Raw genomic sequence first — 22474 nt, 5'->3', positions numbered from 1 at the left:
AAGGAAGAAAGATTCCCTGGTCATCACGGAGTTGCGAGCTCGACTCGGGTGACGGCGACGGCGTCGGCCGGCTGCGCGGGCAGATCCCGCAGCCCGTGCGGCGGGGTGAGGGAGCCGAGCACCACCGGAGCGTGCGCACCGGTATGGGCGGTGCCGTCGGCGCGGGCCAGGGTGCCGGGCAGGCCGTGGGCGCCGAGATAGCCGAGCAGAGCGATCAGCAGCGCCTCCTTGCCGTCGGCCGGGATGCCGAGCGCATCGGCGTCCAGCAGCGGCACGGGATGGAGGTGGGCGGCGAGGCGTTCTCGCAGCAGGGGGTTGCGCAGGCCGCCGCCGGAGCCGATGACGCGAGTGGCTCGCAGCTCCTGGATGGCCCGGGCGATGGTCACGGCACTCAACTCGGTGAGGGTCGCCAGCAGGTCGGGAAGGGTCAGGGCGTCGAAGGCCTGGTCGCCGAGCAGGCGGCGCACGTGCTCGCCGTCGAAGTGCTCACGGCCGGTCGAGCGCGGCAGGGGCCGGGCGTAGAAGGGGTCCGCCAGCAGCGTCGCCAGGGCCGGGCGGTCGACGGTCCCGGTGCGCGCGCGGAACGCATCGTGGTCGGCGCTGTCCCCGGTCGCCTCGTGCACGGCGGCATCGAGCAGGGCGTTGCCGGGCCCGAGGTCCCCCGCCACCACCTCGTCCGCAGGATCCTCGCCGCCGACGAGGCTGACGTTGGAGATGCCGCCGATGTTGAGCACGGCGGTGCGCTCATGGGGATCCGCGCCGAGCAGCAGCTGGTCCAGCAGCGGCGCCAAGGGTGCCCCCTGCCCTCCGGCGGCGACGTCGGCGCTGCGCAGGTCGTGGAGCACGGGCGCTCCGGTGGCCCGCGCGATCCGTGCGGGGTCCCCGATCTGCAGGGTGCTGAGGACCCGTCCGTCGCGGACGTCGTGGTGGACGGTCTGCCCGTGGGTGGAGACCAGGTCGGCGCCTCCGTGCGCCGTGAGCACCCGGGCGGCGGCGCGGGCGAAGGCATCGCCCACCTCGGCGTGCAGGCGGCTCCAGGTCGCCACGTCCGCCTGCGCCGGCGGCAGGGCGGCGCGCAGCGCGTCCCGGGTCGCCTCGGGCCAGGGTTGCTCGCCCACGTGCAACAGGTGCGCGCGCACGGTCCCGGGATCAGTCGCCTCCCGGGAGAAGTCCGCCAGGACCACATCGATCGCATCGAGGCTGGTCCCAGACATCATGCCGAGCACACGCATCAGCGACCCTCTCGCAGCATCGCGTCCACGGCCGCTCGCATCAGGGCGCGTCCCGCGCCGTGGGCCAGCACCAGGTGGCGGTGCTCGGGAGCCGCGTCCGGCACGCCGACGTGGACGACGACCGCCTCGGGCCGGCGCTCGAGCAGCGCGGCCAGCCGCTCCCCCTCCTCCCGGTCGCTGCGCGGCAGCCGGGTGATCGCGAGGACTCCTCCGGTGTCGGGGACCTGGTCGGGGTAGTCCGGGACGTCGGCGCGCAAGCCTCGCTCGCGCAGAGCCGTCACGAGCTGCTGCGGGCGCGCCCCGGAGGCGTGGTCCGCCCGGCTGCGCAGGTCCAGCACGGTCACCGGTGCCAGGTCGAGCCGGGCGCCGCGCACGCGGACGGCCCGGGCGGCGGCGTCGGCCCCGAGCTGCTCGGCCTGCCGCAGCGCCTCGTCCAGCTCGGGTGCCGGGACGAATCGGCGTCGAGTGCGCAGGGCGCGGCAGTGCTCGCGGGTGCGCTCGGCACGAGCGTGCAGGTCCTCGCGGCGCAGCCGGCCCGAGGTGACGGCGCCGACCAAGGCGTCATGGGCCTCACGCAGCATCCGCTGATCGTCACGCCCCATCGACGTGCCCAGGCACAGCAGGTCCGCCCCGGACTCGATCGCCCGCACGACCGCCTCGGGGAAGCCGGGGTCGGCGGCCACGGCCTTCATCTCCAAGGCGTCGGTCACCAGCAGGCCGCGGAAGGTGCCGCCGACGACGCGATCCAGCAGCGGTCGCGTCCAGGCGGAGATCGAGGCCGGACCCTCGCCGAGAGCGGGGACCAGCACGTGAGCGGACATCGCGGCGTCCAGCCAGGGCAGGATCCGCCACGGGGCGAGGTGGTCACGCTCGAAATCCTGGCGGGCGACGTCGATGCGGGGCAGGGCGGTGTGGGAATCGGTGGAGGTCGCGCCGTGGCCCGGGAAGTGCTTGGCGCAGGTGCCGAGCCCGGCCTCGACCAGCCCGGTGGCGAAGGCCCGGGCGTGGGCGGCGACCCGGTCCGGGTCGCCGCTGTAGGAGCGGGTGCCGATGACAGGGTTCGCCGGGTCGGTGGAGACGTCCAGCACCGGCGCCAGGTCGAGATCGAGATCGCAGGCGGCGAGGACCCCTCCCAAGGCGTGGCCGACCCGTCGGGTCAGGTCGGAGTCATCGACCTCACCGAGCGCCCAGGCGGTGGGCAGGGCAGAACCGGTGGCGGCTTGGAGCCGGGTGACGTCCCCGCCCTCCTCGTCGATCGCGACCACGCAGTCCACGGCGCGGGCGTGGACGGCGCGGGCGAGTCGCGCCGCCGTGGACGGGTCCGGGGTGTTGTGGCCGAAGAGGATCACCGAGGCCAGACCCGCCTCGAGCGCCTCCGTGATCCAGGCCGGCAGCTCGGTGCCGGTGAAGGGCGCCATGAGCACTCCGAGGGCGTCGGCGTCCCAGGTCACGGGATCGGTGCTCAAGGGGCTGGACGTCATCTGCTCTCCTGCCTGAGGGTCCGCGGCGACGACGCCGCGCTGCCGCCTGAGCACACGCCGCGGGTGCGCGGCGGTGGTTCGACGGGAGAATCGAGCATATCGATCCCGGACGAGGACGGGGTGGCCCCGCCACGCAGGCATCCCGGACTTTCATCGGCCCCGTCCTGCTCCCGGGGCGAGGAGTCACCGACCTCGGGTGGCCATCCGACGCGACCCAGGGCGAGAGCCCGGCCGACGACGGGCGCGTGTGGGGCGCTGGGCATTGACCGGCGTCGCCCCCCCCCCCCCCCCCCCGACGAAGTCTCGAGATATGAGCACCGAGATCCCTGAGTCCGTCCCCGCCTCCTTCCCGCCCGCGGACGACGACGTTCCGGCGTCGGTGGCGGCGACTACATCGCCGACCGCATCGGCGTCTGCCGAACCGACGTCGGCCGCACCGCGGCGCCCGCGAGACCGTCCCCCGGCTCCGCGCGCCGAGTTCTCCACCGTTCCGTGGCGGCGCGTGGGGCTGTTCATAGTGATCGCCTACGGTCTGTTCGCCCTGTGTGCCCTCCCGTTCTGGTTCCTGCCCGGCGGGATCACCCATCCCCTGTTCACACCCGTGATCGCCGTGGGCATGCTCGCCCCGGCCGTCGCCTCGGTGATCCTGGCCAAGGGGGTGGAGAAGACGTCCTGGCGCACCCGGGTGGGGTTGCGCTTCCGCGGTCGATGGCGGGCACTGCTGCTGTGGGGCCCGCTCGCCCTCGTCCTCATGGTGGCGCTGGGGCTGCTCGGTGCCATGTTGATGGTGCTGCGGGGCGTGCCCGGGGACCTCACCGCTCGCACCTGGCTGACGCTGGCGACCGAGCAGCTCTCGGCCGCCGCGGGGGCCGAGATCCCGCCGGCCGCCGCGGCGGCTGCCGTGATCGCCACGACCGCGTTCGGCATTGCGGTCACGACCGTCTTCGCGCTCGGCGAGGAGATCGGGTGGCGCGGTTGGCTGTGGCCCGCGCTCAAACCCCTGGGCCGGGTACGGGCCTCGGTGCTCGGAGGGATCATCTGGTCGTTGTGGCACCTGCCCGTGCTCGCGATCGGCTACAACTACGCGGGGCAGCCCCGTGCGGCGGCGATCGGCATGTTCCTGCTGCCCTGCATCGCGATGAGCCTGCTGTTCAACGCCCTCACAGAACGCGCCGGGGGCAACCCGATCCCCGCCGCGATCGCGCACGCCACCAGCAACTCCGCGACGCCCCTGCTGATCGGCCTGGTCTCCTCGGCGCAGACGGCCTCGGCTCTGAATCCCTTCGTCGACAACGCCTCGGGGGTCGTCGGGGTGGCCCTGCTGCTCCTGGCCGGTGCGACGGTGATGCCGTGGTCCCGGCTGCGGCGCGAGCAGGGAGAGATCGACGCTCGCGCCCCGGGGGATGTCAGCTCAGCGCCTGCGGGGCCGGGCCCAGGCGGCGGAGTCGCCGATCCTCCGCCGCACCGGGTGGCCTGACCGGCGCGGCGGACCGCTCGAGTGGCGAGCGGACCCGGGCGCTCGGTGAGACCCGGGCGGGTCGATCACTCCGCGACGTGGCCGCGACGCGCCTCCTGCTCGCCGTACAGCGCGTCGAGATCCAGCGCCTCCTGCTCGGCATCGAGGTCCTGGACCGGCAGCGGGCAGTCGCCGAGGTCCGGAACGCTCAGACGCTCACCACCACGGTTCATGGACTGGTGGGCGATGACGCCCGGCAGTGTGTAGCGGGCGGCCTGCCACGCGTTGACCACGGGCTGCCTCCCGTCGGCCACGGCGCGGGCGAAGTCGTCGACCAAGAAGTGGTGCGCACCCTCGTGACCATTGGGCATGCCCTGGAACTCGCGAGGCAGGCGGGCCTGGTGATGGACGGCTGCGGCGCCCGCGACGAAGGCATCCCGCAGCGCCGGGGAGACGTCCGCCAGGCGCGGATCCTCCAGGCTCATGGTGGAGTCCGTGCGGATCAGGTCGGTCACCTCGAGCACCCGCCGCTTGTCGTGCCAGTAGGTGACGTCGATGGTCTCCTCGAAGCTCGAGGCCTCGCCGAAGAAGCGGAAGCGGGATTCGCGCATGTGGCTGGGGTAGCCCACGCGGCGCAGCTCGTTGGTGCGGAACGCGCCGCCGTTGTCCATCTCGAACAGGGCGAAAGCGTTGGAGACGTCGTTGTCGAACATGGAGACGTCCTTGTCGAAGACGCCGTCGCCGCGGGTGTCGGGCCGGCCGAGCGCCGAGACCGAGACCGCATGCCGATCCCCCAGCACGCCGAGGATGCCGCCGATGGAGTGGGTGGGGTACAGCAGCGGGGGGTAGGAGGCGGTGGACTTCCACTGCTCGCCGCCGGAGTACTTGTAGGCGTCGTAGAAGCCCAGGTCCATGTCATGGACGTAGTCGCCCTCGGCGTAGAAAACCTCTCCGAAAGCACCGGAGCGGTGGATGCGGCGGGCCAGCACCACGGCGGCGTTGTACTGGCTGGTCTCACCCATCATGTAGACCAGGCCGGTGCGCTGGACCTCCTCGGTGATCGCGCGGATCTCGTCCTCGGCGATCGCCATCGGCACGGCCGAGTAGACGTGCTTGCCGGCACGCAGCGCCGCCAGTGCGTGCTCGCCGTGCGTCCACCTCTGGGTGAAGATCGCGATCGCGTCGACGTCGGAGGCGAGCAGCCCCTCGTAGGTATCGAAGCGCTCGGCGAAGCGCACCCGGCTCCCCTCGCGGTTCTCGACCGCGTCGATCCGTTCCGGGACGGAGTCGACGGCGTAGAGCGCGTCGATCTCGGGATGGGCCGCGAACAGTTCGGCGAAGTGCGAACCGAACTGCCCGATCCCTACGATGCCCAGCGTGAACGACATACTTCCTCCTTGAAATTAAGTGTCGGGAGAACGCTACGACATGCTCGAGGGCCACGGCAAGCCCCGTACCGCGCGGGCTGGCGGCGACGGCGCCGACCGCTGATCTGCGTCCGCACGACCGATGCTGATCGAGACACCGGTCGTGCGGGCGCATTTCTCTGCTGGCCGGGGGCCGAGGGGGCGAGCAGCGGTGACAGGAGCGGGGCGATGACCGGAGCAGCCCGGCGGCCACGAGGTCAGATCCGACGCCAGCGGCCGCCGCGGAATACCTCGCGCCAGGGCGGGACGACGCGTCCCCCCGCGGCCATGCGGCGGCGCAGCCGGCGCCGGCTGATCAGCATGCCGGTGATGCCCAACAGCAGGATCGGGATCTGCACGGCGAAGGCGACCCGGAAGGACTGCAGGTCGTAGTTCCCGTCGGGCCGCTGCAGGTCCAGGAGCACGCCGATCAGCAGGATCGCGACCAGCGCGGCGAGGAACCCGCCCATCAGCACCACGCCGGTGGCGGTGCCCAGGCGGTGCCGGGCGAGGTCCGTGCGCGGGAAGTCGAAGCCGATATTCGAGCCGGGCCCGCCGATCGACAGCCCCGCGACCAGGATCAGCAGCAGCCAGATCGGGGCCGGGCCGGGCCACAGCAGCACGGTCACCAGCGGCACCAGGATGGTGGCGATGACCAGCAGTACGAGGGTCGAGCGGCGCAGCGGATGGCGCTGGGTCAGGGCCCCGATGACGGGACCGCTGATGATGCCGACCGCCACCAGCACGGTCATCACCGCCGAGGCAGCGGGCCGGCTGAGACCCTCCCCCGCGGTCAGATACGGGTAGCCCCACATCATCGAGAACACGATGCCGGGGAAACCGGAGGTCAGATGGGTGAAGAAGCCGAGCTGCGTCGCGGGATGGCGCATGATGCGGCCGACGAGCAGCGGAATCCGCCGCAGGTCCTGCTTGGTGCGGGGGCGCGGGGTCCCCGGCGGGGTCGCTCGGATCACCAGCACGGCGAGCAGGGCGGCGACGCCACTGACCCCGGCCGCGGCGCCGAAGGCCGTGGACCAACCGGACAGCGTCAGCACCGCCACGAACGGCACCGCGGAAGCGATCTGGCCGACCTGACCGAGTATCGCAGTCACCTGGGTGAGGACCGGGACTCGCGACGCGGAGAACCAGGCGGGCACCAGACGGATCGCGCTGGAGAAGGTCAGGGCGTCCCCGGCGCCGACAATGATCCGCGCGACCACCGCGAGTGCGACGGTGTCGCAGCTCGCGATCAGCAGTTGGCCGGCGGCCATCAGCAGCGCGCCGGCGGTGATCGTCACGCGCGAGCCGTACCGATCCAGCAGCAGGCCGGCCGGGACCTGGGCGAGGGCGTAGATCAGCAGCTGCAGCACCACGAAGGTGGAGACGATGGTGGCCGAGGCGTGGAACCGCTCGGTGGCCTCCAGGCCGGCCACGCCCATGGTGGTGCGCTGGAGGACGGCCACGGAGTACGCGAGGACGGCAGCGATCCAGACGATGTAGGCGCGGTGTCCGCCGAGCCGGGGAGGAGTGACTCCGCTCCCCGTCGTCGTGGAATTGCTGCGCGCCTGCATCGTGGTGCTCCCCTCTCGCCCGGGGCCTGTCCGCACCGGTCGCGAGGGCCCACAGGTCGGCCTCGTTCTGCGTCGGACCAGGCTACCGGTCGATCGTCACGGTTCCCACCGGTGTCCGCACCGCGGGGACGAGTCCCGTCGGCCCTCGCGCAGTGGGGGTGTCGGGGCACTCGGCACTCCGGCCGCTCCCGTCGTGGCGCTCAGCGCCCCCGCCATTCCCCCGCGATCTCGAGGAGCAGGTCGTTGGCCTCCTGCTCGGCGATGGTGGCGCGCACCCCGTCGCTGCCGTAAGCACGCAGCACGAGGCCGCGCTCGTCGGCGAAAGCGGTGAAGGCGGCGCTGTCCTCCCCCACCGGGAAGAACACGAAATTGCCCTGGGAGACCGGCAGCTCCCAACTCTGGCCCCTCAGCGCGGCGAAGACCCGGGAGCGCTCCTGACGGATCCATTCGGCCCGCTGGTCGAGCTCCTCCTGCACCTCGCCGCGAAGGCTGCTCAGCGCCGCGACCTGGGCGGGAAGGCTCGAACCGAAAGGCACGGTGACCTGGCTCAGCGCGCGGGCCAGGCGGGGATGGGCGACGGCGTAGCCGATGCGCAGCCCGGCGAGGCCCTGCAGCTTGGAGAAGGTGCGCAGCAGCACCACGTTGCCGTGGCGGCGGAAGATCCCGGCGGTGCCCGCGACGGTGGCGGGGTCGTGGAACTCGCGGTAGGCCTCGTCGATCGCGACCACGACGTCCTCGGGGACGCGGGCGAGGAACTCCTCGATCTGTTCGGTGGACAGAGAGGGCCCGGTGGGGTTGTTCGGGGTGCACAGGAGGATCAACCGGGTGCGCTCGGTGATCGCGGCGGCCATCGCCTCGAGGTCGTGCTCGAAGGTGTCCGTCAGCGGCACCTGCACCGGGACCCCGCCGTGCGAGCCCACCAGGATCGGGTAGGCCTCGAAGGAGCGCCAGGCGTAGACGACCTCGTCGCCCTCGCCGACCACGGCCCGCACCAGGTCGCCGCTGACGGCGACCGAACCGGTGGACACCGCGATCTGGGAGGGGTCCACGCCGTGCTTGGTGCCGAGCGCCTCGCGCAGCTCCAGCGCGGCCATGTCCGGGTAGCGGTTGCTGCCGGCGAGGGCATCGATCGCAGCGTCGCGCACGGCGTCGACCGGCGGGAAGGGCGACTCGTTCGAGGAGGCCTTGAAGCGCCGGGCACCGTCGTCGACGGCGGGTCTGCCGGGGACGTAGGCGGGCAGCTTCTCGAGCGCGGGGCGCAGGCGCACCGTCTCGGGGGGCTCGGGGTACCGGTCGGGATCTGACTGGGAGGGCATGCCCTCAGGGTAGGCCGATCCGGCGCGGGGCCCTCCGACCCTCCGCGAGGCGGGCAGCTCAGCTCAGCAGGCGGCAGATCTCCTGGGCCACGAGCTCCGGTTCGGAGGCCACGATCACGTGCCCCGATCGTTCCGCGGCGACGAAACGGCCCTGCTCGTGGCGCGCGGCCCGGAGGCGGTGGGCCGCGGTGAGCTCGTCCCGCCGGCGTCGGCCCAGGCCTCCGGCCAGCCGGCCGGAGAGCACGGTCGCCGGGACGTCCGCGATCTGCGGCGGATCGAGCTGCAGCGCCCTCAGGCCGCGGGCGATGTGCGCGGACTCGGCGCGGACCGTCCGCGCATACTCGATCGTCGAGACGGCGGCGAGGAACTCGCCGGCGTAGGGCTCGGGCAGCTGGGGCGTCACCCTCCGCTGCAACGGCGCGAGCAGGCCTGCTCGCGCGAGCACGGGCAGGAGCACCCCCTGAGCGCGGTTCATGACCTGGACCGTGCGGGTGAAGTACATGTCGGCCAGCTCGTCGGAGGCATCCACCAGCACGAGCCCGGCGACCGCGTGCCCGCGGGCGTGCAGCGTCGCGGCGGCCAGCCGGACGACCGGGCCTCCCCAGCTGTGTCCCACCAGGACGAGCCGCTCGTGGGGAGTCCCGTCGATCACGGTCAGCAGGTCCTCGGCGAGACGGGCGAGATCCCGGGGGCCGGGAGCGGGGTCGCTCCTCCCGTAGCCGGCCCGGTCGTAGGCCACTGCCCGCAGCTCCGTCCCCAGCTGGTCGAACACCGCTCCCCAGCTGGCACCGGCCGCGCCGAGGCCCGCCTCGCACACCACGAGGTCCGGCCCGGAGCCGTGCTCGATCGTGCGCAGGCCGCGCCCGTCGCCGGTGCGGAGGGTGCCGCCGCGGGGTGAGGTGTCGCTCATGCCACGATCCTGGCATAGGGTTTTCCCCCGTGCACCGGCGGCCGCGGCGGGGGACAATGGCCCCATGCGATTTCTCGGACACGTCATCGTCACCGGCCTCGCGCTGTGGGTGACCGCGCTGATCCTGCCCGGCATGCACCTGGGCGACGACAGCGCCACGATCCTCACGCAGGTCCTGACCATCGCTGCCATCGCGCTGATCCTCGCGCTGATCAACACGATCGTGAAGCCGGTCCTGTCGTTCCTCACCTTCCCGATCACCTGCGTCACCTTGGGCCTGTTCCAGCTGGTCATCAACACGGTGATGCTGCTGCTGACCAGCTGGGTCTCCGGGCTGTTCGGCCTGACGCTCGAGTTCGAGACCTTCTGGTGGGCGCTGCTGGCCGGCATCATCATCGGCATCCTCTCGGCGATCGTGGAGGCCGTGACCGGCCTCGGCGAGGACCGCGACGACCGACGCCACGCCGCGCGCGACTGAGCCGAGGCCACGGGACCGACGGGACCGACGCGACCGTGCCTGAGAGCCCCGTCGCGCCCGGCCCGGATTCTGGGAGAATGCCCTCATGGCTCACTCCTTCGCGGACATCACGCCGCCGATCGCCCTGACCCCGCTCGACGGCCGCTACCGGTCGCAGACCGCTCCCCTGGTCGACCACCTCTCCGAGGCCGCGCTGAATCGTGCCCGCCTGGTGGTGGAGACCGAGTGGATGATCCACCTGCTCGATTCCGGCGTGATCCCCGAGCTGCGGTCCCTCAGCGAGGGTGAGCGTTCCCTGCTGCGCGCCATCCCCGAGGACTTCGGAGCCGAGGGGATCGCCGAGCACGCCGAGATCGAGCGGGAGACGGTCCACGACGTCAAGGCGATCGAGTACTACATCAAGCGCCGCCTGGCCGGGACCAGCCTCGAGCCGCTGGCCGAGGTGGTGCACATCTACTGCACCAGCGAGGACGTCAACAACCTCTCCTACGCCCTGATGATCCAGGGCGCGGTGCACGAGGTGTGGCTGCCGGCGCTGCAAGAAGTGATCGAGGACCTCTCGGCCCTGGCCCGCGAGACGGCCGAGGTCGCCATGCTCTCGCGCACCCACGGCCAGCCCGCCACCCCCACCACGCTGGGCAAGGAGATCGCGGTCTTCGCCCACCGTCTGGGCCGCCAGGCCCGACGGATCGGTGCCGACGAGGTCCTCGGCAAGATCAACGGCGCCACCGGGACCTACGCGGCGCACGCGGTGGCCGTCCCGTCGGCCGACTGGGAGCAGGTCTCGCGCACCTTCGTCGAGCACCTGGGTCTGACCTGGAATCCGCTGACCACGCAGATCGAGTCCCACGACTGGCAGGCCGAGGTGTACGCGGACATCGCCCGTGCCGGCCGCATCCTGCACAACCTGGCCACCGACATCTGGACCTACATCTCGCTGGGTTACTTCCGTCAGCGGCTCTCGGCCCAGGGCGGCACCGGCTCCTCGACGATGCCCCACAAGGTCAACCCCATCCGTTTCGAGAACGCCGAGGCGAATCTCGAGATCTCCGGTGCGCTGTTGGACTCTCTGGCCCAGACCCTGGTCACCTCGCGCCTGCAGCGGGACCTGACCGACTCCACCACGCAGCGCAACGTCGGTCCCGCGCTCGGGCACTCGCTGCTGGCGATCTCGAACCTGCGCCGGGGCCTGGCGGGCCTGGACGTGGACGCCCAGGCGATGGGTGATGACCTCGAGGGCAACTGGGAGGTGCTCGGCGAGGCCGTGCAGTCCGTGATGCGCACCCTCGGGGTGCAGGGCGCCACCGGCATGGACAATCCCTACGAGCGGCTCAAGGAGCTCACCCGCGGCCACCGCGTCACCGGTGAGGGGATGCGCGAGTTCGTCGGCGGGCTGGGCCTGCCGGAGGCCGAGCGCGAGCGCCTGCTGGCGCTGACGCCGCACACCTACACGGGGTACGCCGCCTCCCTGGTCGGCCACCTGGATGACGAGGGAGAGCAGGCGTGATGACGGACGACGAGGCGGGCCGCGCCGCCGAGGGCGAGGACGCTCCCGTGCCGACCCCGCACCCCGGTGATCACGGCACCCAGGGCGATCCCGGGTACCAGGGTCAGAAATCGCCCTACCTGCGCCGCCTCAAGCTCATCGAGGGCCAGGTCCGCGGGGTGCACCGGATGGTGGAGGACGACACCTACTGCATCGATGTGCTGACCCAGATCTCCGCGGTCACCAAGGCGCTGGAATCGGTGGCGCTCGGCCTGGTCGACGACCACATCCACCACTGTGTGCACGACGCCGCGCATTCGGGCGACACCGAGGAGCTGGACCGCAAGATGGACGAGATCATGGGTGCCGTCAGGCGGCTCATGAAGTGAGACCCGATTCGCACCCGATCCCGCGCAACGACTCTCTGCCGGACGCCGCTTCGGCCCCGCCGCTGCCGCGGACCTTCTGCGACCGGGACGTGCTCGAACTGGCCCCGCTGCTGCTGGGCTGCGTCCTCGTCGGCCGTGGCGTCGCGCTGCGGATCACCGAGGTGGAGGCGTACGTCGGCGCGCAGGACCCGGGCTCCCACGCCTACCGGGGGCGCACCGCCCGCAACGCCACCATGTTCGGCGAGCCCGGCCACCTGTACGTGTACCGGCACATGGGGCTGCATTCGTGCATGAACGTCGTCGCCGACGTCGAGGGCATCGGCACCGGGTGCCTGATCCGGGCGGGAGAGATTCTCGACGGCACGGATCTCGCCTATCGCCGACGTCTCGCCGGCGGCACCTGTCATCGTGATCGCGACCTGGCGCGCGGACCGGGACGCGCCACTGTCGCCTGCGGGATCACCTACGTCGAGGACGGTCTCGACCTGTGCGACCCCGGCAGCGGGATGCACCTGGCCGGGCGCCTGGATCCGCGCGACCTGGCCGCCGGGGAGGCACCTGGCAGCGCGCCGCTGATGCCGCATCCCCGACTGGCCGCGGGGCCGCGGATCGGGCTGCGCGAGGAGGCCTCGCACCCGCAGCACTACCCGTGGCGGTATCGGATCGCCGGGGACCCGACCGTCTCCGGGAGCGGTCGGCAGAACGCCTGAGCGGCCGTGGGCCCGCAGGAGCGGCTCAGCGGGGCCGCACCGAGAGCGAGTCGATGCTGGCGTCGGCCGGGAGCCGCAGCGCGAGCCCCACTGTGGCGGCGACCGTCGCGGGCTTCATGTAGTTCTCCTCCTGGTACTCCCCGCCCTCGAAGGAACGCAGCTCACGCTGCATGTCCGTGGCGACGCGTCCGGGATGGATCGAGCTGACGCGCACCCCGTGCTCCCGCTCCTCCAGACGCAGCGAGTCGGCGAGACCGCGCAGGGCGAACTTCGAGGCGCTGTAGGCGCCACGGGACGGCACCGCGTTGTACCCGGAGCCGGAATTGATCATCACCACGGTGCCCCGGGCGACGCGCAGCGCGGGCAGCAGCAGCTGCGTGAGCTCCATGATCGCGACGACGTTGATCTCGAAGGACTGCGTCCATTCCGCCGGATCGGACTCCGCGACCGTGCCGTTGACCAGGATCCCCGCGGAGTGCACGAGGCCTGTGAGCCCGTCTGCGAGGTCCAGGCGCCCGAGGGCGGCGGCAGTGGCCTCCCGGTCGGTGAGATCCGCCGCGAAGGGTACGGCCGACGGGAACTGCGCCGCGAGCTCGGTCAGGGCCGTCTCGTCCCGCCCGCCGAGGATCAGGTGGTGGTCGGCGGCGAGCTCGTCGGCGACGGCGCGGCCGATCCCGCGGTTCGCCCCGGTGATGAGGACTGCGGGGCGGGCGGCGCCGGTGGGGAGGTGATCAGGGGCTGAAGTCGTCATGGCTCGAGTCTGTCACGCGCGGGACGGCCCTCTCTCACGCGCCGAGCGCTGCGTTGTCGGCGCCGGCGGCGGCCCGGGTGCTGAGAAGGCGGGGCTCGGACCGGCGGAGCCGCCGTCCGGGCACCGCACCCGCTCTCGGTCCGCGAGCGGGTGCGATCATGGCGCGGTGGTGACCATGACGGAGAACAAGACCTGGCTGCGGGTCGAGGTGGTCCTCGTCCTCGCCCTCTCCCTGGGGCGCAGCGCCGTGTACTCGCTGATCGCCCTGGTCCAGGCTCTCGCGACCGGTCCCCTGTCCGCGCAGTCGACGTCGCTGAACTCGTCGATCCGGGAGGACCCCTGGCTGGATCTGTTCTACCAGCTGCTCTCGATCGCCTTCACCCTGGTGCCGGTCGCGCTCGTGGTGCTGCTGCTCGCGCTGACCGCGGGCTCGCTGAAGCAGGCACTGGCGGACCTGGGGATGGATCCCACCCGCCCGATGCGGGACCTCGGCTGGGGCGTGGCGATCACCGCCGGCGTCGGGCTGCCGGGGCTGGCGATCTACTACGTCGGCCGGGCGCTCGGTGCCACGGTCGAGGTGATCCCTGCGGCGCTGGACGCGCACTGGTGGACGGTTCCGGTGCTGGTGCTGCACGCAGTCAAGAACGCCGTGCTCGAAGAGGTCATCGTCGTCGGCTACCTGTACCAGCGATTGGAGCGTCTGGGCTGGTCGGGGCGGAGGATCATCCTCGTCTCGGCCCTGCTGCGCGGGGCGTACCACACGTATCAGGGGGTCGGCCCGGGCCTGGCGAACCTCGCGATGGGGCTCGTGTTCGGCGAGTGGTACCGGCGCACCCGGCGCACGATGCCGCTGATCATCGCGCACACCCTGCTCGATGTGTTCGCCTTCGTCGGCTACGCGCTACTCCAGGACGTCATCGCGACCTGAGCGGCTCAGAGGATGAAGGCCTCGCCGTCGCCATCGGCCTCGATCGGCAGCCCCGCCTCGAACCACTGGTCCATGCCGCCGCCGACGTTGATGGCGTCGAAACCGTTCGCGGTGAGCCATTGGGCGACCTGGGAGCTGCGCCCACCGGTGCGGCAGACGATGTACAGGTCCTCATCGTCCTCGGGGAGCTTCTCGAGGTTCTCCAGCAGCGTGCTCGCCGGCAGGTGCTGGGCGCTCGGGGCATGGCCTGCATCCCATTCGGACTGCTCGCGCACATCGATCAGATGCGCGCCTTCGGGTACTGCGGTGGGGGCGACGGTCTCGAAATCCATACCGACCAGCCTAGGGCGTGCTGATCGGCTGAGCCGAGGTCCCGTGCGGTGAGTCGAGGCGAACCGATGTGTGCGAGGCTCGGACCGTGTGCGACCACTCACCACCTTTCGTCGCCGAACCGGCTGCCGACCCGGCGCTGCTGAGAACGCTGGCGGCCGCTGGTCTGCCGGCGACCGGACGCTTTTCTCCGAAGGCCGGCTGGGTCAGCCGCGCGTGGGTCGGCGACGACTACGTCATACGGCTGAGCAACGGCCCGTTCCGCGATGCGTATCGCCACGAGGCGGCGGTCGCCGACCTGCTCGCCGGCAGCGACGTCCCGCACGCCCGGCACCTCGCCCACGGCCACGGCCCGGACGGGACGTGGTACGTCGCCGAACGCCTGCCCGGCCGGACCCTGTACGAGGCCTGGCCGACGGCGGATCCTCCCACGCGCCGAGCCATGATCGAAGACCTCGGCGCTGCGTTGCGCGCACTCCACCGCGTTCCCGTGCCCGCCGGCCTGCTGCCACCCTGGCTGGCCGACGCCATCGCCGGCACGCCGTGGCCCGCGTACCACCCACCTGTCGTGGGTGCGGCGCTCCAGCGGGTCGAGGCCGCCCGGCGACTGCCCGGTCATGACCCGCGCCTGCTCACGGACGTCGCCGAGTGGATCCGGGAGCGGCTGGCCCTGTTCGCCGCCGACGAGGCCGTCCTCGTCCACGGCGATCTCCACGGATCCAACGTGATGGTCGACCACGGACGCGTCACCGGCCTGATCGACTTCGCGGAGGCCTTGGCCCAACCGGCGGATGTCGAGCTCGATACCGTCCTGCGCTGGTGCGCGAGAGCGCGGGAGTACCCGCCCACACCCGAGGAGCGAGGGCTCGACGAGGCCACGCTAACCGAGGTGCCCGGATGGCTGCACGGCGCGTATCCGGAGCTGTTCGAGAGAGAGCATCTGCGCGAGCGACTGAACTTCTACGACATGTACGTGGAGCTCGCGCTCTACGCGCACCACCCGCAGCCCGACATCCGCGACACGGCGCAGGCCCGCATCGCTCGCCTGCTCTGCGGCGACAACCATCTGGATCGACTCACCTGGTAGGCAGAGCGAGCGGCCGGCCCGGGAAGGGACCGGCCGCTCGCGGCTCTCGGAACGGCTCGACGACGGGGGTGCGGCGCGGGGTGGGCGCCCGGGGTCGGTGCCCGGGGCCGGCGCGCGAGGCCGCCACCCGGGGGCCGCTCGTCTCAGCAACCCTCGGCCGCCGATTCGCAGGCAGCCGGCCCCAGCCCGTCGTCGCGGACTCAGGCCGCGCGCACCGCGTACCGCTTCACCAGCGGTGAGGCCACCAGCACCGCGGCGATCACCAGCGCGTAGGCGCCGAGCACGCAGACCAGGTACTGCACGGCCATCAGCGGATCGTTCGGAGCGCCCCCGAGGACCGAGGTGATCACCATCAGTGCCGTGCCGGTCGCGATCACCGAGCTCAGCCCCACCGGGACCGCGATCTCCGCGATCCGGGCACGGTGCAGCTGGCCCACCTCCGCGCCCGCGATGTGCTGGGCGCGCAGGCGCGGGGCCTGGTCGATGACCCGGGCGGTCTGGGAGACACCGGTGCCGACCGCGGCGAGCACGGCCGCGATGCCCAGGGTGAGCTGGCCGCCGGTGGTCATGGCGGTGAACATCATCGCCTGCTCCGGCGTGCTGGCGTCGCCCATGGAGGCGAGGACCGTGAGGAACCCGGCGATGACCAGGGCGAAAGTGATCCCGGAGACGGCCCGCCAGCCTGCCCGCGGATCGCCTGCCAGACGGCGTGCCCCCACCATCAGCGACGGGATGGGCGCCGTCTTCGCGAGCCCGAGCGCAGTGATCCACACGATGAAGGGCCCCACCATGTTGATGCCCGCGACGATGGCGGCGATGAACAGGATCATGATCGCGATGGCCAGCGACCCGCCGCCCACCTGACCCAGAATCATCCCGCCGACCTGCATGAAGACGAGGAAGCCCAGGATCAGCGCGACCCACAGCACCAGACGGATCACGGACAGGCGCACCACGCGCGAATCGCGGGCGACGCCGAGCGGACTGAGGACCACACCGGTCAGGGACACCGCCGCCGAGCCGACGGCGATCAGCGCGAGGGCGAGGACCAGGATCGGATAGGCCCACCACGGCATCAGCAGGTCCGCCGTGGTGAACGGCGTGATCCCGAAGTCGAGTCCGGTCAGTGCAGGCGTGACGGCGAGGTGCACGCCGAGCCCGAGGATCCCGCCGAGCAGCGCCTGGGCGGCGACGTCGAGGACCGCGACCGAGCCGACCTGCCCGCTGGTGCCGCCGACCAGACGCATGGTGGCCAGGTCCTTCTCCCGGCGCGCGAGGGAGAGCCGGGCAGCGGATCCCCCCAGCCCGATGGCGCTGGGCACCAGCAGCACGGAGGCGACGATCGCGCACATCACCAGGAACCCCATGATCGAGGCCTCCCCGGTGCGGGCCACCGTGTCGCCGGCGGGCATGCGGCCGACGAAGGCGGCGGCGCCGCCCACCACGGTCGCGGTGATGGCGGTCGCCGCGGTGAAGGCGATGACCGGCAGGATGTCGGCGAGGGCGCCGCGTCGGCGCAGCAGCAGCGGGGCGGAGGCCAGCAGGGCGCTCATCGTGCCACCGCCGTGTGCTGGACCGTCTGCTCCCGGGGCGCCTGCGCGGCGGGGCGGACGAACTCCTGGGCGATGCGTCCGTCACGCATGGCGACGGTGCGCCGGCAGGCCGCGGCGACCTGGGCGTCGTGGGTGACCATCACCAGGCTGGCGCCGGAGGTGCGGCAGGAGTCCACCAGGATCTGCAGCACGGCCTGGCCGGTCCCCTGATCGAGGGCGCCGGTGGGCTCGTCGGCGAAGACCACGGAGGGGCGGCCCGCCAGCGCCCGGGCGATGGCCACGCGCTGGGCCTGGCCACCGGAGAGCTGGGTGGGGCGACGATCGTGCATGCCCTGCAGACCGAGCCGGTCCAGCCAGGTCCGAGCCTCGGCCGACGCGGTGCGTCGGGAGACGCCGGCGAGCATGCGCGGCAGGATCACGTTCTCCAGCGCGCTGAGCTCGGGCAGCAGCTGGCCGTCCTGGAAGACGAAGCCGAAGTCGTTGCGGCGCAGGCGGGTTCGGGCACGGTCCCCGAGGGTGGCGAGGTCCGCGCCGTCGTGCTGCACGGTGCCGGAGGTGGGTCGCAGGATGCCGGCGAGGATGTGCAGCAGGGTGGTCTTGCCGCAGCCGGAGGGGCCCATCACGGCCAGCGAGTCGGCGCGGGCGATGTCGAGGTCCACGCCGTCCAAGGCGTGGGTCGCCGTGCCCTGCTCCCCGTAGGTCATGGCCAGTCGCCGGGCCGAGAGCACCGGCGCAGGGTGCACGGGAGGCGGGCCGGCAGGGGCCGCGGTCGATGCCGGGTAGGGCTGGGCGGCGTCGGGCTGGGCGGGTTGCGCGGCAGGGGCCGGCGCCGTCCCGTCGATCTGGGTCCCGGCCGGGCCGGAGGCAGGGACGGGGCCCGAGGCGGTGGTGGGGTCGGGCGCCGGGCCCGACGGGAAGGACGAGGTGAGCGGTGCGCTGTTCATGTGTCCCAGGATCGTGCGCCCGCCCCCGCACTCACATCGGCCCCGGGATCGATATCCCGGGGCCGACGTCAGACCGTGGGTGGACTCCGCGTCCCCGCCCGCCGGTCGAGCACTGGCGCTATAGAGTGCGCTCTGGCGATATAGCCACAGCGCACGCTATGGCGCCAGTACCCGAGCGGACACCGCGCGTGCGATCAGCCGAAGCGACCGGAGATGTAGTCCTCGGTCTGCTTATTCGCGGGGTTGGTGAACATCTTCTCGGTGTCGTCGACCTCGATGAGGTGGCCCGGCTTGCCGGTGCCCGCGATGTTGAAGAAGCCGGTGCGGTCGGAGACGCGCGAGGCCTGCTGCATGTTGTGCGTGACGATCACGATCGTGTACTCCTCCTTCAGCTCGTGGATGAGGTCCTCGATCGCGAGGGTGGAGATCGGGTCGAGCGCCGAGCAGGGCTCGTCCATGAGGACCACCTCGGGCTTGACCGCGATGGTGCGGGCGATGCACAGACGCTGCTGCTGCCCGCCGGACAGCCCCATGCCCGGCTTGTCGAGACGGTCCTTGACCTCGTTCCACAGGTTCGCGCCCCGCAGCGACCGCTCGACCAGCTCGTCGCCGGCCTTCTTCGACATGCGGCGGCTGTTGAGCTTCACCCCGGCCAGCACGTTGTCGCGGATGGACATGGTCGGGAACGGGTTCGCCTTCTGGAACACCATGCCGACGCGACGGCGCACGTTGACCGGATCGACCCGGGGATCGTAGATGTTCTCTCCGTTGATCTCGACCGTGCCCTGGGCGTAGGCGCCGGGGATCACCTCGTGCATGCGGTTCAGGGTCCGCAGGAACGTCGACTTGCCGCAACCGGAGGGACCGATCAGGGCGGTCACCGACCGGGGACGGATCTGGACGTCGACGCCCTCCACGGCGAGGAAATCGCTGTAGTAGATGTTGAGATCCTCGACGTTGATGGGCTGAGGGGCTGCCATCAGGTGTCCTTTCGCGTGGGGGCGTCAGCTCAGCGGCTGAGCTTCGGGGAGAAGTAGTAGCTGACCAGTCGGGCGACGATGTTGAGCACCATCACGATGATGATCAGGGTGAAGGCGGCGGCCCAGGCCCGATCGATGTTCGTCGAGATCGAGCAGGCGTAGACGTCCTGGTTGAACGGGTTGGTGACCGTATCGCTGATGCAGTTCGCGCTGCCCGCGCGGTACTGCTGGTTGATGAACGTCGGCAGGGTCGCCATGCGCCCGTCGAACATGTTCCAGTTCACCGAGGTCACCATCCCGACGGTGAGCAGCAGCGGGGCCGTCTCGCCGATCACCCGGGCGATCGCGAGCGTGATCCCTGTGGTCAGGCCCGCGATCGAAGTGCGCAGCACGACCTTGACGATGGTCAGCCACTTGGGCACGCCCAGCGCGTAGGAGGCCTCACGCAGGTCCATCGGGACCAGGCGCAGCATCTCCTCGCAGGAGCGCACCACGGTGGGGATCATCAGCAGGGAGAGCGCGACGGCGCCCATGATGCCCATGCGCACGCCCTCGTCGGGCAGGATCGCGATGAACAGGGCCAGGCCGAAGAGGCCCGCCACGATCGAGGGGATACCGGTCATGACGTCGACCAGGAAGGTCACGCCCTTGCCCAGCACCCTGCGCCAGCCGTAATCGGCGTACTCGACCAGGAAGATCGCGGCGAACAGGCCGATGGGGATCGAGATGATCGAGGCCCACAGGGTGATCAGCAACGTGCCGATGGTCGCGTGGACGACGCCGCCCGCATCCGCGCCGCCGATGATGCCGGACATGTCCATGGTCCAGAACGCGAAGGGCGTCGGGGCCGCCGCGACCACGCGGACCAGACCGCGGGCGATGACCTCCCACAGCAGCGACAGCAGCGGGAACATGGCGATGGCAAAAGCGCCGATGACCAGCAGGGTCATCAGGCGCTCCATCGCCCAGCGACGGCCTTCCCGGATGCGGGAGTAGAGGTAGCCCAGGGCCAGATGGAGCACGAAGCCCAGCAGGATCGCGCCGGGGATCGACAGGGCATCGACGATCGCGAGCGCCGCGATCGCGATGAGCAGCCCGCCGAGCCCCGTGAACACCAGGTGGTACCAGGGCAGACGGCGCTCGTTGGGCGACCGCATCGTGGGGGTGTGCTCGGAGGTGGGGGTCGTGGTGCTCACAGTGACCTCAGCTCTTGACGCCGCTGCGGGCGACGATCCAGCGGGCGATGGCGTTGATGAGGAACGTCAGGACGAACAGCACCAGGCCGGTGAAGATCAACAGCGACATCTCGGTGCCCGCGGACTCCGCCTCCTTCGCGGCGATGTTCGCGGCGATCGTCTGGTGCATGCCGACCTCGAGGATGTGGAAGGAGAACGTCGCCCCGGGGGCGAGGATCATCAGCACGGCCATGGTCTCGCCGAGCGCACGTCCGAGGCCGAGCATCGACGCGGCGACGACGCCGCTGCGGCCGAAGGGCAGCACGACGGTGCGGACCGTCTCCCAGCGGGTGGCGCCGAGGGCGAGAGCCGCCTCCTCCTGCAGCCGCGGGGTCTGCAGGAAGACCTCGCGGGCGACCGCGGTGATGATGGGCAGGACCATCACGGCCAGCACGATCGAGGCGGAGGCGAGGTTGCGCATCGGCGCGTGGGGATCCCCGGCGAACAGGGCGACGATCGGATCGCCGCCGACGAAGGGCATGAATCCGGGCCAGGTGGGCCACGTCCCGAGCGTGGTGTTCAGGAAGAGGTAGAGCGGCTCGAGCTTGGGGACCAGCCAGATCCCGCCCCACAGGCCGTAGACCACCGAGGGCACCGCGGCCAGCAGGTCGATCATGTAACCCAGGCCGGACGCCATCCGACGCGGCGCGTAGTGCGAGATGAACAGCGCGATGCCGACGGAGACCGGGATCGCGATGACCAGCGCGAGCGCGGCGGCCAGGACGGTGCCGAACACCAGCGGGAGCGTGGTCTCCACGAGGGAGAACGCTGCACCGTCGCCGATGGCCTCCCGGCTCTCCATCACCGCGGGCATCGACTCGCTGGTGAGGAAGACGGCCACCAGGGCGAGGGTGACGAAGATGAGCAGGCCCGATCCGATGCTCAGGTACGAGAAGACGGAGTCGCCGATCCGGCGGCGGCTGCTCCTCATCGAGGCTGGGGGCGCGTCCGGGGTCTCCGGCGCGGCGTCAGTGGTGCTCACAGGGTCCTTCCTCAGAGCTCACGGGGACTTGGGTGATGACACGACGGTGCCGCCGGGCCACGACTGACCCGGCGGCACGTCAGTGTGCACGAGGAGCGATCAACCGACGCTGATGCCGTCGATCGCAGCCTGGACCTCGGAGGAGAGCTCCTCCGTCAGCGGGGCGGAGCCGGCGTTGTCGGCCGCGACCTGCTGACCCTCCGGTGACGTGATGTAGGAAGCGTAGGCCTTGACGGCGTCGCCCGTGGCGGTGTCGGAGTAGGAGCCGCACATCACCAGGTAGGAGACCAGGACGATCGGGTAGACGCCCTCCTCCTCGGTGGTGCGGTCCAGCTCGAAGACGATGTCGTTCTCCTCGCGGCCCTCCTCGCGCGGGGAGACGTCGACGGCCTTGGCGGCCGCATCCGCGCTGTACTCGACGAACTCGTCGCCGACCTGCACGGCGGCGACGCCGAGGTTCCCGGACTGCGAGGCGTCGGCGTAGCCGATGGTGCCGTTGCCGCCCTCGACGGTGGAGATCATGCCGGAGGTGCCGTTCCCGGACTGTCCGCCGGCGACGGGCCAGGTCTCCACGGGGCCGTGGGTCCAGGAGTCGGGCGCGGTCTGGGAGAGGTAGTCCGTGAAGTTCTCGGTGGTGCCCGAGTCGTCGGAGCGGTGGACCGGGACGATCTCGAGATCGGGGAGGTCGGCGTCCGGGTTGTGCTCGGCGATCTTCGGGTCGTTCCAGTTGGTGATATCGCCCGCGAAGATGCCGGCGATCACCTCGGGGGTGAGATTGAGGCTGTCGACGCCCTCGATCTGGAACACCACGGCGATCGGGGAGATGTACAGCGGCACGTCGATGGCCTGCTCCCCGTTGCACACCTCGGCGGAGGCGGCGAGCTCCTCCTCGTCCATCGCGGCATCGGAACCGGCGAAGGAGACCTGGCCGGACAGGAACTGCTCGCGACCGGTGCCGGAGCCCGTGGGATCGTAGGTGACCGAGAGATCGCTGCCCTGGGACTGCGCCAGGCCCATGAAGGTCTCGGTCCAGGCGGTCTGCGCGTTCTGCGTGGAGGAAGCGCCGGCGCCGGCGAGGTTGCCGGTCAGCCCGGAGTAGTCGGCGGACGCCGCGCCACCGGCGTCGGACCCCTCGGAAGCGGCGTTCGTGCCACCGCCACAGGCGGACAGCGCCAGGCCGCCGACCAGGCCGAGCGCGGCGAGCGAGACGAGCTTGTTCTGGCGAACGTTCACTGAAGATCCTTTCGGG

General features: G+C 71.5%; 21 protein-coding genes. 7 read left to right on the top strand and 14 right to left on the bottom strand.

All coding sequences use genetic code 11. The features are described 5' to 3' along the window. Positions 1-23: 23 nt before the first annotated feature. Positions 24-1232 (bottom strand): anhydro-N-acetylmuramic acid kinase, encoded by a 1209-nt coding sequence (locus JOF43_RS14820; RefSeq protein WP_209903550.1) that lies wholly within the window; start codon positions 1230-1232, stop codon positions 24-26. Further along, entirely contained in the window at positions 1232-2713 is a 1482-nt protein-coding gene (locus JOF43_RS14815; RefSeq protein WP_209903548.1) for a glycoside hydrolase family 3 N-terminal domain-containing protein, read from the bottom strand. Before JOF43_RS14815 ends, JOF43_RS14820 begins: the two co-directional genes overlap by 1 nt. A gap of 310 nt (positions 2714-3023) precedes the next feature. Here JOF43_RS14815 and JOF43_RS14810 point away from each other — a divergent pair, with 310 nt between their 5' ends. Then, entirely contained in the window at positions 3024-4190 is a 1167-nt protein-coding gene (locus tag JOF43_RS14810) for a CPBP family intramembrane glutamic endopeptidase (protein ID WP_209903546.1), read from the top strand. A gap of 65 nt (positions 4191-4255) precedes the next feature. On the opposite strand, the gene JOF43_RS14805 is transcribed toward JOF43_RS14810, so the two are convergent. The 4 genes from JOF43_RS14805 to JOF43_RS14790 form a co-directional block, all read right to left on the bottom strand. Further along, positions 4256-5557, bottom strand: coding sequence for a Gfo/Idh/MocA family protein (locus tag JOF43_RS14805; protein ID WP_209903544.1), 1302 nt, complete (start codon positions 5555-5557; stop codon positions 4256-4258). A 236-nt stretch (positions 5558-5793) separates the two neighbouring features. Continuing rightward, entirely contained in the window at positions 5794-7146 is a 1353-nt protein-coding gene (locus JOF43_RS14800) for an MFS transporter (protein WP_209903543.1), read from the bottom strand. Between the two features lie 200 nt (positions 7147-7346). Continuing rightward, positions 7347-8462: a histidinol-phosphate transaminase gene (locus JOF43_RS14795; RefSeq protein WP_209903541.1), complete on the bottom strand. Its 1116-nt coding sequence runs from the start codon at positions 8460-8462 to the stop codon at positions 7347-7349. A gap of 58 nt (positions 8463-8520) precedes the next feature. Beyond that, positions 8521-9372: an alpha/beta fold hydrolase gene (locus JOF43_RS14790; protein WP_209903539.1), complete on the bottom strand. Its 852-nt coding sequence runs from the start codon at positions 9370-9372 to the stop codon at positions 8521-8523. Between the two features lie 64 nt (positions 9373-9436). Between JOF43_RS14790 and JOF43_RS14785 the strand changes: the two genes are divergently transcribed. The 4 genes from JOF43_RS14785 to JOF43_RS14770 all read left to right on the top strand — a co-directional run bounded on the left by JOF43_RS14785 (position 9437) and on the right by JOF43_RS14770 (position 12435). Beyond that, on the top strand, positions 9437-9850 hold the full coding sequence (locus JOF43_RS14785; protein WP_209903537.1) for a phage holin family protein: 414 nt from the start codon (positions 9437-9439) through the stop codon (positions 9848-9850). A gap of 85 nt (positions 9851-9935) precedes the next feature. Then, a complete protein-coding gene (gene purB / locus JOF43_RS14780; RefSeq protein WP_209903535.1) occupies positions 9936-11357 on the top strand; it encodes an adenylosuccinate lyase in 1422 nt (473 codons plus the stop codon). After that, complete coding sequence (locus JOF43_RS14775) at positions 11357-11725, top strand: metal-sensitive transcriptional regulator (RefSeq protein ID WP_209905335.1); 369 nt, start codon at positions 11357-11359, stop codon at positions 11723-11725. Before purB ends, JOF43_RS14775 begins: the two co-directional genes overlap by 1 nt. Next, entirely contained in the window at positions 11722-12435 is a 714-nt protein-coding gene (locus tag JOF43_RS14770) for a DNA-3-methyladenine glycosylase (RefSeq protein WP_342592195.1), read from the top strand. The genes JOF43_RS14775 and JOF43_RS14770 overlap by 4 nt, the downstream gene beginning before the upstream one ends. Positions 12436-12460: 25 nt before the next feature. Here the strand turns inward: JOF43_RS14770 and JOF43_RS14765 are convergent, their stop codons facing one another. Then, positions 12461-13186, bottom strand: coding sequence for an SDR family oxidoreductase (locus tag JOF43_RS14765; protein ID WP_209903533.1), 726 nt, complete (start codon positions 13184-13186; stop codon positions 12461-12463). Positions 13187-13361: 175 nt separating this feature from the next. Here JOF43_RS14765 and JOF43_RS14760 point away from each other — a divergent pair, with 175 nt between their 5' ends. After that, positions 13362-14114, top strand: a complete 753-nt coding sequence (locus tag JOF43_RS14760) for a CPBP family intramembrane glutamic endopeptidase (RefSeq protein WP_209903531.1) — start codon at positions 13362-13364, stop codon at positions 14112-14114. Positions 14115-14119: 5 nt separating this feature from the next. Here JOF43_RS14760 and JOF43_RS14755 read toward each other — a convergent pair whose 3' ends face one another. Further along, the gene (locus JOF43_RS14755; RefSeq protein ID WP_209903529.1) at positions 14120-14446 is read right to left on the bottom strand and encodes a rhodanese-like domain-containing protein; all 327 of its coding nucleotides are present in this window, start codon (positions 14444-14446) and stop codon (positions 14120-14122) included. An 86-nt stretch (positions 14447-14532) separates the two neighbouring features. Here JOF43_RS14755 and JOF43_RS14750 point away from each other — a divergent pair, with 86 nt between their 5' ends. Further along, positions 14533-15531, top strand: a complete 999-nt coding sequence (locus JOF43_RS14750; protein WP_209903528.1) for a phosphotransferase family protein — start codon at positions 14533-14535, stop codon at positions 15529-15531. 200 nt (positions 15532-15731) lie between these two features. Here JOF43_RS14750 and JOF43_RS14745 read toward each other — a convergent pair whose 3' ends face one another. From JOF43_RS14745 to pstS, 6 genes are all read right to left on the bottom strand, one after another. After that, on the bottom strand, positions 15732-17084 hold the full coding sequence (locus JOF43_RS14745; RefSeq protein WP_209903526.1) for an FtsX-like permease family protein: 1353 nt from the start codon (positions 17082-17084) through the stop codon (positions 15732-15734). Beyond that, positions 17081-18028, bottom strand: coding sequence for an ABC transporter ATP-binding protein (locus JOF43_RS14740; RefSeq protein WP_245354563.1), 948 nt, complete (start codon positions 18026-18028; stop codon positions 17081-17083). The genes JOF43_RS14745 and JOF43_RS14740 overlap by 4 nt, the downstream gene beginning before the upstream one ends. A gap of 194 nt (positions 18029-18222) precedes the next feature. Beyond that, entirely contained in the window at positions 18223-19008 is a 786-nt protein-coding gene (gene pstB / locus JOF43_RS14735; protein ID WP_209903524.1) for a phosphate ABC transporter ATP-binding protein PstB, read from the bottom strand. Positions 19009-19037: 29 nt separating this feature from the next. Continuing rightward, on the bottom strand, positions 19038-20204 hold the full coding sequence (gene pstA / locus JOF43_RS14730) for a phosphate ABC transporter permease PstA (RefSeq protein ID WP_377783696.1): 1167 nt from the start codon (positions 20202-20204) through the stop codon (positions 19038-19040). A 7-nt stretch (positions 20205-20211) separates the two neighbouring features. Beyond that, a complete protein-coding gene (gene pstC, locus JOF43_RS14725; RefSeq protein ID WP_342592194.1) occupies positions 20212-21225 on the bottom strand; it encodes a phosphate ABC transporter permease subunit PstC in 1014 nt (337 codons plus the stop codon). Positions 21226-21324: 99 nt separating this feature from the next. Then, positions 21325-22458 (bottom strand): phosphate ABC transporter substrate-binding protein PstS, encoded by a 1134-nt coding sequence (pstS, locus tag JOF43_RS14720; RefSeq protein WP_209903522.1) that lies wholly within the window; start codon positions 22456-22458, stop codon positions 21325-21327. Positions 22459-22474: the final 16 nt, after the last annotated feature.

Source organism: Brachybacterium sacelli (assembly GCF_017876545.1).
GTDB lineage: Bacteria > Actinomycetota > Actinomycetes > Actinomycetales > Dermabacteraceae > Brachybacterium > Brachybacterium sacelli.
Note: the sequence above shows the minus strand (reverse complement) of the source record. Positions and strands in the feature narration are given on the sequence as shown.